The organism is Sphingopyxis sp., from assembly GCF_035686825.1.
Classification (GTDB): Bacteria; Pseudomonadota; Alphaproteobacteria; order Sphingomonadales; family Sphingomonadaceae; genus Sphingopyxis.
On the sequence record NZ_DASRYZ010000002.1, the window covers coordinates 374,934 to 387,755 of the forward strand.

11 protein-coding genes are annotated in these 12,822 nt (G+C 66.5%); 8 read left to right on the forward strand and 3 right to left on the reverse strand.

Annotated elements, in window-relative coordinates; genetic code table 11:
* Positions 1-16 precede the first annotated feature (16 nt).
* From ybaL to VFG17_RS03165, 6 genes are all read left to right on the forward strand, one after another.
* Positions 17-1,660 (forward strand): YbaL family putative K(+) efflux transporter, encoded by a 1,644-nt coding sequence (ybaL, locus tag VFG17_RS03140; RefSeq protein ID WP_325028002.1) that lies wholly within the window; start codon positions 17-19, stop codon positions 1,658-1,660.
* 50 nt (positions 1,661-1,710) lie between these two features.
* Complete coding sequence (gene recQ / locus VFG17_RS03145) at positions 1,711-3,486, forward strand: DNA helicase RecQ (RefSeq protein WP_325028003.1); 1,776 nt, start codon at positions 1,711-1,713, stop codon at positions 3,484-3,486.
* Between the two features lie 64 nt (positions 3,487-3,550).
* On the forward strand, positions 3,551-3,985 hold the full coding sequence (locus VFG17_RS03150) for a TIGR01244 family sulfur transferase (protein ID WP_325028004.1): 435 nt from the start codon (positions 3,551-3,553) through the stop codon (positions 3,983-3,985).
* On the forward strand, positions 3,982-4,386 hold the full coding sequence (locus VFG17_RS03155) for a hypothetical protein (RefSeq protein WP_325028005.1): 405 nt from the start codon (positions 3,982-3,984) through the stop codon (positions 4,384-4,386). The genes VFG17_RS03150 and VFG17_RS03155 overlap by 4 nt, the downstream gene beginning before the upstream one ends.
* The gene (locus VFG17_RS03160; RefSeq protein ID WP_325028006.1) at positions 4,379-5,293 is read left to right on the forward strand and encodes a sterol desaturase family protein; all 915 of its coding nucleotides are present in this window, start codon (positions 4,379-4,381) and stop codon (positions 5,291-5,293) included. Before VFG17_RS03155 ends, VFG17_RS03160 begins: the two co-directional genes overlap by 8 nt.
* Before the next feature lie 115 nt (positions 5,294-5,408).
* Positions 5,409-6,995 (forward strand): GMC family oxidoreductase, encoded by a 1,587-nt coding sequence (locus tag VFG17_RS03165; protein WP_325028007.1) that lies wholly within the window; start codon positions 5,409-5,411, stop codon positions 6,993-6,995.
* A 3-nt stretch (positions 6,996-6,998) separates the two neighbouring features.
* On the opposite strand, the gene VFG17_RS03170 is transcribed toward VFG17_RS03165, so the two are convergent.
* The gene (locus tag VFG17_RS03170) at positions 6,999-7,553 is read right to left on the reverse strand and encodes a winged helix-turn-helix transcriptional regulator (protein WP_325028008.1); all 555 of its coding nucleotides are present in this window, start codon (positions 7,551-7,553) and stop codon (positions 6,999-7,001) included.
* A 61-nt stretch (positions 7,554-7,614) separates the two neighbouring features.
* Between VFG17_RS03170 and VFG17_RS03175 the strand changes: the two genes are divergently transcribed.
* Together VFG17_RS03175 and VFG17_RS03180 are read left to right on the forward strand one after the other, a co-directional pair.
* The gene (locus tag VFG17_RS03175; RefSeq protein ID WP_325028009.1) at positions 7,615-7,989 is read left to right on the forward strand and encodes a VOC family protein; all 375 of its coding nucleotides are present in this window, start codon (positions 7,615-7,617) and stop codon (positions 7,987-7,989) included.
* Positions 7,986-8,465: a hypothetical protein gene (locus VFG17_RS03180; protein WP_325028010.1), complete on the forward strand. Its 480-nt coding sequence runs from the start codon at positions 7,986-7,988 to the stop codon at positions 8,463-8,465. The genes VFG17_RS03175 and VFG17_RS03180 overlap by 4 nt, the downstream gene beginning before the upstream one ends.
* A gap of 234 nt (positions 8,466-8,699) precedes the next feature.
* Here VFG17_RS03180 and VFG17_RS03185 read toward each other — a convergent pair whose 3' ends face one another.
* Both VFG17_RS03185 and VFG17_RS03190 read right to left on the reverse strand, forming a co-directional pair.
* Complete coding sequence (locus tag VFG17_RS03185; protein WP_325028011.1) at positions 8,700-11,135, reverse strand: TonB-dependent receptor; 2,436 nt, start codon at positions 11,133-11,135, stop codon at positions 8,700-8,702.
* 298 nt (positions 11,136-11,433) lie between these two features.
* Positions 11,434-12,810, reverse strand: a complete 1,377-nt coding sequence (locus tag VFG17_RS03190; protein WP_325028012.1) for an ammonium transporter — start codon at positions 12,808-12,810, stop codon at positions 11,434-11,436.
* Between the last annotated feature and the right edge of the window lie 12 nt (positions 12,811-12,822).

Here is a 12,822-nt window from a genome sequence, read left to right on the forward strand (position 1 = left end):
CTTTACGCAGGGGTTCATGCCGCATGATACCACGCTGATCGGAACCATCGTCGCGGGCCTGGGGGTCGCCTTCCTGATGGGGGCGCTCGCGCACCGGCTCAAAATCTCGCCGATCGCGGGCTATCTGCTCGCGGGCATCCTCGTCGGGCCTTTCACTCCGGGCTTCGTCGCCGACACGGGGCTGGCGATGCAACTCGCCGAGATTGGCGTCATTCTTCTCATGTTCGGGGTCGGGCTCCACTTTTCGCTCAAGGACCTGCTTTCGGTCCGCAAGATCGCGGTCCCGGGGGCGATCGCGCAGATCGCGGTCGCGACCGCGCTCGGCATGATGCTCGGCCTGTGGCTGGACTGGTCGATCGAGGGGAGCGCGGTGTTCGGGCTGGCGCTGTCGGTTGCGTCGACCGTTGTGCTGCTGCGCGCGCTGCAGGCGCGCGACATGGTCGAGACCGAAAAGGGACGAATCGCGGTCGGCTGGCTGATCGTCGAGGATCTCGTGATGGTGCTCGCGCTCGTGCTGTTGCCCGCGATGTTCGGCGACCGCGGCGACGAAGGAGCGACCGCGGGGCTGCTGCAATCGGCGGCGATCGTGCTGATCAAGGTCGTTGGTTTCGGCGCTTTCATGTTCCTGATCGCGCGGCGAATCCTGCCGTGGGTGCTTCACTGGGTCGCGCATTCGGGATCGCGCGAGTTGTTCCGGCTCGCGGTGCTCGCGATCGCCTTGGGGGTCGCATTCGGCGCGGCGGTGATTTTCGACGTGAGTTTCGCGCTCGGCGCCTTCTTTGCCGGCATGATCCTCGGCGAGACGCAGCTGTCGCGGCGCGCCGCTGAGGAGACCCTACCGCTGCGCGATGCCTTTGCCGTGCTCTTCTTCGTGTCGGTGGGAATGTTGTTCAATCCCGAGGTCTTGACCGAACAGCCGGGACCGGTCGTGGCGACGGTGGCGATCATCGTCGTCGGCAAGTCGCTCGCCGCCTATGCGCTGGTCCGCGCCTTCGGCCATCCCAACCAGACCGCGCTGACGATCTCGGTCAGCCTCGCGCAGATCGGCGAATTCTCGTTCATCCTCGCCGGGCTCGGCGTCGGCCTGAAAGTGCTGCCCGAAACCGGGCGTGACCTGATCCTCGCGGGGTCGATGCTGTCGATCCTGTTCAACCCGATCCTCTTCACGCTGGCGGTAAAACGCATCCGTTCCGACGAGCCCGCCGCGGAGCAGCCCGAGGGCGCGGCCGCCGAAACGCCCGAACCGTGCAACGCCGGGGTCGTCCTGATCGGCTATGGCCGCGTCGGCAGCCATATTGGCGGGATGATCTGCGGACGCGGCGAAGGGCTGACGGTGATCGAGGACCAGAAGGACATGGCCGCCGCCGCCGAGGCCGCGGGCGCGACGGTGATCGTCGGCGACGCGACGAAAGAAAGCATCCTGCGGCAGGCCGGACTCGATGCGGCGTCGACGCTGCTGATCGCGATTCCCGAAGGGGTCGAGGCGGGCGCGATCGTGCGGCGCGCGCGCGCGATCAATCCCAAGCTCGTCATCGTCGCGCGCGCGCATTCGGATGAGGAAGTGAGCGATCTGGTGCGGCGCGGCGCCGACCATGTCGTGATGGCCGAGCGCGAGACCGCGTCGCGCATGGCCGAGCGCGCGATGCTGACGCGGGCATAGATCAATCGGGGACTTCCCCCACCGCGCCAAACTTCCTATCGCCCTCCTCAATGTCCGCCGACGCGCTCCTTCCGCTGCTCAAATCCACCTTCGGTTTCGATCATTTCCGCGGCCGCCAGGGCGAGGTCGTCGATCGCGTGATGGCGGGCGAACATACGCTGGCGGTGATGCCGACGGGGGCGGGCAAGTCGCTGACCTATCAATTGCCCGCGGTGGCGCTGACCGGCTGCGTCGTCGTCGTGTCGCCGCTGATCGCGCTGATGCACGACCAGTTGCGCGGCGCGCGCGCGGCGGGGATTCGCGCGGCGAGCCTGACGAGCGTCGATGCCGATTTCGCCGACACGCGGCAGGCGTATCGCGACGGCGAACTCGATCTTCTCTACATCGCGCCCGAGCGCGCCACCGGCGAAGGCTTCCGGTCGCTGATGGCAGCGCGCACCCCCGCGCTGTTCGCGATCGACGAGGCGCATTGCGTTAGCGAATGGGGGCACGATTTCCGGCCCGATTACCGCCTGCTCCGGCCGCTGCTCGACGCCTTTCCCTCGGTGCCGCGGCTCGCGCTGACGGCGACGGCGGACAAGCATACGCGCGAGGATATCCTCCTTCAGCTCGGCATTCCGGCCGAGGGGCTGGTGCTCGCAGGGTTCGACCGCCCGAATATCCGCTACCGCGTGACGCCGCGCGTGAGTCCGGCGAAGCAGCTCACCGATTTTATCGCCGCCAATCCCGGCCCGGGGATCGTCTATTGCCCGACGCGCGACGGGACCGAACGCATGGCGGCGAAGCTTGCCGCCGCTACGGGGCGCAGCGTTGCCGCCTATCACGCCGGGCTCGATCCCGAGCGTCGCGCGCGGGTGCAGCACGACTTCGTCGCGTCGGAGGACGGGATCGTCACCGCGACGGTCGCCTTCGGCATGGGGATCGACAAGCCCGACGTGCGCTTCGTCGCGCATGCCGGGCTGCCGAAGTCGATCGAGAGTTATTATCAGGAAACGGGGCGCGCGGGGCGCGACGGCGACCCCGCCGAGGCGCTGATGCTGTGGGGCGCCGAGGATTTCGCGCGCGCCCGGATGCGGCTCGGCGAACTGCCCGAGGCGCGGGTCGCGGGCGAACGGGTGCGGCTCAATGCGCTCGCGGCGCTCGTCGAGACGGTCGAGTGCCGGCGCGCGCTGCTGCTCCGCCATTTCGGCGAGTCGCCGCCCGAGCGCTGCGGCAATTGCGACAATTGCCTCGAGCCGCCAAGCCAGATCGACGCGACGGTGCTGGCGCAGAAATTGCTCTCGGCGGTCTATCGCACCGGGCAGAGCTTCGGCGCGGGGCATGTCGAGGCGGTGCTCACCGGCCGGAGCGATGAGCGCATCGCCCAGCGCGGGCACGACAAGCTCTCGGTCTTCGGAATCGTCGCGGGCGAGGAAGCGCGGCTGATCAAGCCGCTCGTCCGCACGCTCGTCGCGCGCGAGGCGCTCGAGACGACCGAGCATGGCGGGCTGATGTTCGGCCCCGCCGGGCGCGCGATGATGAAGGGCGAAACGCCGGTGCTGATCGCCGAGCCGCCGGTGAAGCGGACGCAGAGGGCTTCGCGCGCGGATCGGGCCGCCGCGAACCCGGTCGGCGATCCCTTGTTCGATGCGCTGCGCGCGATGCGGCGCGAACTGGCGGCCGAAGCCGGGGTGCCGCCCTATGTAATCTTCCACGACGCGGTGCTGCGCGCGATGGCGAGCGAACGGCCCGCGACGCGAAGCGCGCTCGCCGACATTCCGGGCGTCGGCGGCAAGAAGCTCGACGCGTGGGGCGACGCGTTCCTGAACGTGATCCGGCAATATTGATCGCACCTTCACGCCCCCACCTTCATGCTTGTCAGCAAGTGGGCGGCGGGAGTAGATCGGCGGCATGAGTGATTTTCGTCCCCTGTCCGCCCAATTCAGCGTCGCGCCGCAGATCGACATCGAGGCTGTCGCCGAGGCCAAGGCGCAAGGCTTTGCATTGGTGATCAACAACCGTCCCGACGGCGAGGAGCCCGCGGCGCCGCAGGGCGAGCATATATCGACCGCCTGCGCCGCCGAGGGGCTGGCCTATGCCGCGATCCCGATCGGCCATGCGGGGTTCAGCCACGCGCAGATCGATGCGCTCGACAAATTGCTGGCGAGCGCGACCGGGCCGATCCTCGCCTATTGCCGTTCGGGAACGCGCTCGACGCATCTCTGGGCACTGAGCCGCGCGCGCGCCGGCGACGACGTGGACGGTATTGTCGATGCGGCGGCGAAGGCGGGTTATGATCTTTCGGGGCTGCGGCCGATGCTGGACGCGCTTTCGGGGGAAAAATGACCGCGGTCGCGATCCAGACCGGCGCATCGCTCGTCGCGGTGCTGTTCATCGCCTGGCTGGTCGGCAGGATGGGGCTCGGCGCTGATCCGCGGATTGCGGATGAAGCCCATGCGATCCGGCTCGCCGAAGAGGCCGAAGCGGGGTTTTGCGGGATCGAAGTGGCGCGCGACCGCGCTGGCTTCGCGGCGATCGTCCGCAATGCCGAAGGACGGATGATGCTGGTGCGCGCGCACGGCAATCATTTCGCGGCGCGGCCGGTCGACGCCAGTGTCATCGGGCGACTCGATAAGGATTTCCTGACACTGACGACGCCGGAACGGACATTCGGTGCGGTGACGCTGCAACTGGGGAAGGATGCGGGGATGTGGGCATCGCGCATGCGGGATATCGCCCGTGCCTGAGCTTCCCGATCCCGTCGTTTACGCGGTTCCCGTCTTCATTCTGCTGTTGATCGCCGAGATGATCGTCTCGCTCAGGCGCGACAAGAGCCGGTATGAGGCGCGCGACACGCTGACCTCGCTGATGCTCGGGACGGTAAGTCAGGTCGCCGGAGCGCTCGTCGGCGCGGCGGTGATCGGTATGGCGGTTTGGGTCTATCAGTTCCGCCTGTTCGATATCGGGATCGAATTCGGCACCTGGTGGTGGGCGTGGATCCTCTGCTTCTTCCTCGACGACCTCGCCTATTATGCCTTTCACCGCAGCGCGCACCGCGTGCGCTGGTTCTGGGCGAGCCATGTCATCCATCATTCGAGCCAGCATTATAATCTGTCGACCGCGCTCAGGCAGACCTGGACGGGCTTTTTGAGCCTGACCTTCCTCTTCCGCCTGCCATTGTTCCTGATCGGCTTTCCACCCGCGATGGTCTTTTTCTGCGCGGGGCTGAACCTGATCTACCAGTTCTGGATCCATACCGAGGCGATCGGGCGGATGCCGCGCTGGTTCGAGGCGGTGATGAACACCCCGTCGCACCACCGCGTCCATCATGGCGTGAACCCGCGCTATCTCGACGCCAATTACGCCGGCGTCTTCATCATCTGGGACAAGATGTTCGGCAGCTTCGTCCCCGAGCGCGACGACGAACCGGTACGTTACGGCATCGTCAAACAACTCGGCAGCTTCAACATCCTCTGGGCCGCGGTGCATGAGTGGGTCGGGATCGCGAAGGACGTCTGGCACGCGCCGTGGCGGCACAAGCTTTCGTACATGTGGCGCGAGCCCGGCTGGAGCCACGACGGCAGCCGCGCGACGAGCGCGATGATCAAGCAGCGCTGGGCGGCCGGGCGGCCGGTCGAGGAGCCGGCGGAGTAGCGTCTTTCCCTCCGTCCGTTCGTGCGCGCGTGATGCCCCTTGCCTCGCTCCCTAATGACATTCATGTAAGCATCCGGGAGACCGCCAGCAGGCGGCGCGAGGGAGAGTCGCGAGCATGGATCAGTTCGACATCATCGTCATCGGCGGCGGCAGCGCGGGGAGCGCGGCGGCGGGGCGGCTTGCCGAGGACGGCACGCGCACCGTCTGTCTGGTCGAGGCGGGTGGCCGCAACGACAATATGCTGATCAAGACGCCGGGGTTCATGCCCTTCATCCGGAACAGCTCGAACTATAAATATGAGACGGTGCCGCAAAAGGGACTGAACGGCCGGGTCGGATATCAGCCGCGCGGGCGCGGGCTCGGCGGGTCAAGCGCGATCAACGCGATGGTCTATATCCGCGGGCACAAGTTCGATTACGATCAGTGGGCGTCATTGGGCGCGACGGGCTGGAGCTATGCCGACGTACTCCCCTGGTTCAAGCGCGCCGAGCATAATGAGCGCGGCGCCGATGATTTCCACGGCAGCGGCGGGCCCCTCAATGTCATGGACCAGCGCTGGCCCAATGTAACGAGCCGGCGCTTCGTCGAGAGCGCGGCGGTGCTGCAACTGCCGCGCACCGCCGATTTCAACGGCGCGCAGCAAGAAGGTTTCGGCCTCTATCAGGTGACGCAGAAGGGCGGCGAGCGCTGGTCGGCGGCGCGCGCCTATGTCGAACCCTTGCGCGAGCATGGCAATTTCGCGGTGCGCACCGGCGCGCTGGTCGAGCGGATATTGATCGAGGATGGCCGCGCGACGGGGGTGGTCATCCGGCGCGGATCGAAACGCGAGACGCTGCGCGCGCGCGGCGGGGTCGTCCTGTCGGCGGGCGCCTTCAACAGCCCGCAGATATTGATGCTGTCGGGAATCGGGCCGGGCGCGCATCTGCAGGAGAAGGGAGTCGCCGTCGCGCTCGACCGCGCCGGCGTGGGCGCGAATCTGCAGGATCATATCGACTATGTGTCGAGCTGGGAGACGCGCTCGGCCGACCCCTTCGGCGACAGTCCGGGCGGCACCTGGCGGATGCTGAAGGCGATCTTCGAGCATCGCACCAAACGCAGCGGGATCATGACGACCTGTTTCGCCGAGGCGGGCGGCTTCTGGAAATCGCGGCCCGACCTGCCCGCGCCCGACATCCAATATCATTTCGTCCCCGCGATGCTCGAGGATCATGGCCGCACCAAGGTGAAGGGGCACGGCTTTTCGTGCCACGCCTGCGTGCTCAGGCCCGAGAGCCGCGGGTCGGTGACGCTGGCATCGGGCGATGCCGCCGCGGCGCCGGTGATCGATCCGGGCTTCCTGACCGATGCGCGCGACATGGCGACGCTGCGCGCCGGGGTGCGGATGATGCACCGCATCGCCGCCGCGCCGCCGCTGTCGGATTATGCGGGGGTCGACCGCCACCCGGTCGATCTCGACGACGATGCGGCGCTCGACGCGCTGATCCGCAATCGCGCCGACACCGTCTATCACCCCGTGGGCACGTGCCGGATGGGGAATGACGCCGATGCGGTGGTCGATCCGACGCTGAAGCTCAAAGGCATCGACGGACTGTGGGTCGCCGATGCGAGCGTGATGCCGCGACTCGTTTCGGGCAACACCAACGCGCCAAGCATCATGATCGGCGAGCGCGCGGCGGATTTCGTGAAGGCCGCGCTGGCCTGAGAGCTAAGAGCAAGCGGCCGCCAGCAATCGCCCGCTGCCCGTCAATTCATAACGGCTCGCGGGCGGGCGCATGTCGATCACCTCGCGCGTCACCAGCCCATGACGCCCAAGCGCGGCCAGTCCCTGCGACAGCGCCCGTGGTGTCGCGGGGGCGAGCAGACGCGACAGCGCGTTGAAGCGGTCGTGCCCCGCGCCGATTCCGACGACGAGCGGCAGCCCCCAGCGCGTCGCGGCCCCCGGGGGCAGGCCGAGCGCGCCATGGGCTTCGGCGATCGTCGCGGCGCGCGCGGCGGCCGCCTGTCCGCTTTCGGTCAATATATATTCGGGGCGGAGCGGGTGGCCGTGGCCGGGGTTGCGCTGCACCCAGCCGATCGCCCGCGCCGCCTCGAGCGTCCGCGTCAGGCTGTCGCGCGACAGTCCGAGCCGATGGGCGAGCTCGACGAAGCGCGCGCCTTTGTGGCCCGCGAGATCGGCGAGCAAGGGCACCAGCCAGCGGTGGCTGCCGAGCTGGACCAACAGGGAATCGGGCGGTGGCGGATCGGGCTTGCTTGACGGCATTTGCAACTAACTATACAAACCAGACCATCGGTGCAAGGATGTTGGCAGAGGGAGCAAAGACATGGCACTCGAATATGGATCCGAACTCACCTGCTCGATGGGGGTGAAGGACATGACCGCGTCGATCGCCTGGTATGAGCGGGTGATGCGCTGCGAACTGCTCTACCGCGCCGACGAGATCGGCTGGTGCGAGCTGAAAACGCCGATGGCGGGGGTCAATATCGGGCTGAGCGAGATCGAGAGCGTGACGCAGGGCGGCGGCGCGACCAATGTGTTCGAAGTCGCCGACATCGCCCAGGCCAAGGCGCATCTCGATGCCGAGGGCGTGCGGCAGGACGGCGATATCCAGCATATCCCGGGGCTGGTGAAATTGCTCACCTTCTACGATCCCGACGGCAATGCTTTCATGTTCTCGCAGTCCGAGATGGCGCCATGACGGCACTCGGCTGGGCCGCGGCGGCGCTGCTCGCGTCCCCGGCGCCCGCCGCCGAGCCGTCGTCGCTGACCGCCTGGCACGGAAGCTGGGTCGGTGAGGGTGAGGCGTTCGGCCAGCCCGCGACCGCGACGCTCGAAATCGCAGCGGGCGAGGGCGGCGCGGCGACGCTTGCCTATCGGCTGAGCATCGCCCGAACGCCACCCCTCACCTACTCGGCCGAGGCGACCTATGCCGTCGACGCCAAGGGGCGCGTCAGTGGAAAATGGACCGACAGCACGGGGCGCGCACGCGCGGTTGCGGGCGGGGTGAATGCGGCGAAATGGTGGACGCATTGGGGCAGCGCCGATGTCGAGATCGGCCGATCGACCTATGTCCTCGAAGAGGGTAGGCGGCTCCTCGTTAGCGATTCGGTCCTGCAGGAAGATGGTGGCTGGCGCGTCTTCGCCGTGCTGCGCTACACGCGAAAAAAACCCTGAAAGCCGCCACTTTTCAGGCGGGCGTATGGTGCGCACAAAAAAAGAGGGCCGGGACTTGCGTCCCGGCCCAGCCTTTCAGGCTCTCCCCTCCTGAAACTGTTGACCCAATGAATGCCATATTAATGTCATGTTGGAAAGGCCAAAATTGCGGCAATGTTGCACAAAATTTGTGCAGCATTTCAGTTGAGAAAGGGGTCGGCGCGCGCCGGCGATCCGGCCCCCTTTCGCAGCCGCTTAAAAGCCCTTTCGCACCGTGACGCCGAAGGTCCGCGGCTGGTTCGTCGCAAAGCCGAGGCGTGCGCGCCCGCCACGCTCGCGGTCGAAGGCGAGCAGCGCATTTTCGTCGAGCAGATTGTTCACATAGACCGAGATTTCGAGTTCGTCGGGAAACTCGATTCCCGCGCCGATATTGACCAGCTGATAATCGGGCAGCTTGAGGTCGAGCGTCGTCGCCGACCCGATCGGCGCGCCGCCGAAAGTGAAGCCATGCTCGAAGGTCCGCGGGTTGTTCTCCTGATCGCCCGGCTGCGTATAGCGGCTGCCGACATGCTGGAAGGAGGCGGTGACGAAGGCGTTGCTGTTCCCCGATGCGTCGATCGGAAAGCTGTAGGTCGCATTGGCCGCCATCTGGAACTTCGGCACCGAGGGCAGGCGGTTGCCGTCGCGGATGCCCTCGATCACCGTTCCGTCGGGGCGCGTCAGCGTCGAGTCGAACTCGGCCTCGACATAGCTGCCCGACAGTCCGAGATCGAAGCCGGTGAACGGGCTCGCCGACAGCTCGAATTCGAGCCCCATCGTATGCGCGTCGGCATTGAAGACGATACGCGACGAGCAACTGCCGGCATCGGCGGTGACCTGCAGATTGTTGATCTTGGTATAGAAGCCCGCGGCGTTGAAGGTGATGCCGCCGAACTGCGCCTTCACCCCGCCTTCATAGTTCCACAGCGTTTCGTCGTCGTAGCGCGGCCGGCCGCCGAAGGTCTCGGCATCGGGGCCGCCCGGATTGCCGCCGTCGCAGAGCGGCAGGTTCAAGGGATCGTTGACCCCGCCGAGGCGGAAGCCCTTCGACGCCTGGGCATTGAGCGTGACGCCGTCGGCGACGTCGTAGCTCAAGAGCAGGCGCGGCGAAAAGCCGGTCGACGAGGTCTTGTCGCGCGCATTGTCGCCGTTCGGGAAGAGCCCGCCCGACACGAAGCGGCGGCTTTCGTCGAAGGCATAATAACGCCCGCCGACCGTCGCGGTCAGGCGGTCGGTGAAATCATAGCTGACCTCACCGAAGATCGCGATTTGCGACAGATCATAGGGAATGTCGGCGTTGTAGGGCGAATCGGGCCCGAAGCCGTTGGCGATATCGGCCGCGGTGAGCGGCACCCCGCCGGGTCCGCAATCATCGGGGTCGGCGTTGCATGCGTCGATGAAGAACTGGTTGGTGAAAGCGTCGTAGCCCGGCGTCGGCAGGCGCTGGGTATAGTCGCGCTTCACATTCGCATAATAGCCGCCGATCAGCCACTGGAAGGGGCCGTCGCCCGCCGAATTGACGCGGACTTCCTGCGTGAACTGCTTGACCCCCGTGGTGTCGACCAGGTTCGAGGGAAGCAGGATGCCCGCGTCGGGAAAGCCGAGGTCGGACGACACGCTGCCGGTGAGCGCGCTCGCATCGCGGCTGACGAGGATGTCGCGGTCGGTGTAGGTGGTGACCGAGGTCACGCCGATGACGTCGCCGGTATAGTTCATCGTGAGGTCGAAGAGCTTGACCTCGTCCTCGAACGCTTCGTCGAGCAGCAGATATTGCTGGCGTTCCTCGAAGGTCACCTGCGGCCGCGTCGTCGTGAACTGGTTGGCGTAGAGGTTGTAGACCTCCTGCCGGTTGAAGCCGTCGGTCGTCACCTTCTGATAGACGACGCGCGGCGTGATCGAGAGGCCCTCGGCGGGTTCCCAGCGCAGCGAGAAGCGCCCGCCATAACGTTCGCCGCTGTTGACGTCCTCGCTCTCGCCGCCGCCTTCGCGCAGCGCGTTGATGAAGCCGCCGTAGCGCGTGTAATAGCCGACCGCGCGCATCGCGAGATTCTCGCTCAGCGGCAGGTTGATCGCGCCTTTGAGGTGGCCGCCGAAATCGTCGCCGTCGACGAGATTCACATTGCCTTCGACCTTGCCCTCGACGCGGTCGGTGGTCGGCTGATTGGTGATATAGCGCAGCGTGCCGCCGACCGATCCCGAGCCGAAAAGCGTGCCCTGCGGCCCGCGCAGCGTTTCGACGCGGTTCAAATCGAACAGGTCGAGGTCGGGGGTGAACAGCGACAGCGAGACGACCGATTCATCGAGGTAGACGCCGACCTGTTCCTTGACGCCCGGCTGGTCGCGCGCGATCTGACCCGCCGACACGCCGCGCACCGACACTTGGCTCTGCCCGGGTCCGAGATTCTGGACGGTCAGGCCCGCGACGTTGCGCGACAGATCCTCGATCGTGCTCGCATTGGCGCGCTCGATCGCCTGTTCGGTCTGGGCGTTGATCGAAAAGGGAACGTCCTGAAGGCTCGCGTCGCGCTTGGTGGCGGTGACGATGATCTCGTTGCCGTCATAGCTGCCCGATGGCGCCTCCTGCGCCGCTGCCGGGGCGCTTGCGAGCGCAAGGCACGACAAGCCGGCGAGCAAAGATGCTCGTGCATTCATGATAATCCTCCTCCTGGTGGCCAATCTGACGCTGGTCCGGGCGGGAGGGTGCGCCTCTTGCGGGTGAGAGGCAATGGGGGACGATTCGCGCGTAATAAAATTACCCGAACCTGTTGCGTCGCCGCCACAGTATAAAAAGAGGCCGGGACGTCGGTCCCGGGGCCGTGACCCTTCCGGCCACAACTAAAAAAAGCCGGGGCCAAGCCCCGGCTAGTGGTTCGCAGGAGGAACCTCGTTAGGCCCCCGCCGCCGCCGTTTGAAAGGAGAGAGAGACGTGCGGCGACGGGTTCCTGTCTCGTCAATAATTATAGGCGCGCTCGCCATGCTCGCCGAGGTCGAGGCCTTCGCGTTCGACCTCTTCGGAGACGCGCCCGCCGGTGACCGCCTTGGCGATCGTGAAGGCGATGGCCGAACCGACCGCCGACCAGAGGACGGCGACGCCGACCGACTTGATCTGGATCCAGAGCTGGCTGCCGAGAACATAATCGTCGCCCGCCGGACCGCCGAGCGCGGGCAGCATGGTGACCGCGGTCAGCACCGAGCCGATCAGGCCGCCGATGCCGTGGATGCCGAACACGTCGAGCGAGTCGTCGAAGCCAAGCTTGGGCTTGATCTTCATCACGAACCAGCAGCAGACGACGCCGGCGATCGCGCCGAGCAGGATCGCGCCGAACGGGCCCGAATTGCCCGCGGCCGGGGTGACCGCGACGAGGCCGGCGATCGCGCCCGAACAGGCGCCGAGCAGCGAACCCTTGTGGCCGAGGACGCGTTCGGTGAGCATCCAGAAGAGAACGCCGGCGGCGGTGGCGGTGAAGGTGTTGATCAGCGCAAGGCCGGCCGAGCCATTGGCTTCAAGCGCCGAGCCGGCGTTGAAGCCGAACCAGCCCACCCACAGGAGGCCGGTGCCGATCAGCGTCATGGTTAGCGAGTGCGGCGCCATGATGTCCTTCTGATAACCGCTGCGCTTGCCGATGATGAAGCCGCCGACGAGCGCCGCGATACCCGCGTTGATGTGGACGACGGTGCCGCCCGCGAAGTCGAGCGCCCCCCAGCCGAAGATCAGGCCGGTCGAGGCTTCGTCACCGCCGAGGTACCAGACCATGTGCGCGATCGGATAATAGACGATGGTCAGCCAGACGATCGCGAAGACCATCACCGCCGAGAATTTCATGCGCTCGACGAGCCCGCCGAGCACGAGCGCGACGGTGATCGCCGAGAAGGTCATCTGGAAGGCGATGAAGACGAATTCGGGGATGACGACGCCGTCGGTGAAGGTCGCGACGTTCGAATCGGCGGTGACGCCGGCAAGGAAGAACTTGCCCGACGAAATGAGCCAGTTGGCATCGCCGCCGAAGGCGAGGCCGTAGCCGTACATGACCCAGAGCACCATCGCGAGCGCCGCGACGGCGAGCACCTGCGTCAGCACCGAGGCCATATTCTTGGTGCGAACGAGGCCGCCGTAAAAGAGCGCGAGGCCGGGAACGATCATCGCCATCACGAGCACGGTCGCGACCATCATCCACGCGGTGTCGCCCTTGTCGGGCGTGGGTGCGGCGGCTTGGGCGACGGCGGGCGCCGCTTCGGTGACGGCTTCCTGGGCCCAGGCGGGCAGCGCGGCGAACAGCGACAGGCCGATCGCCCCCGCGCCCGCCGCAATCTTGTTTGCGAACTTCATTGCTTCCCCCTT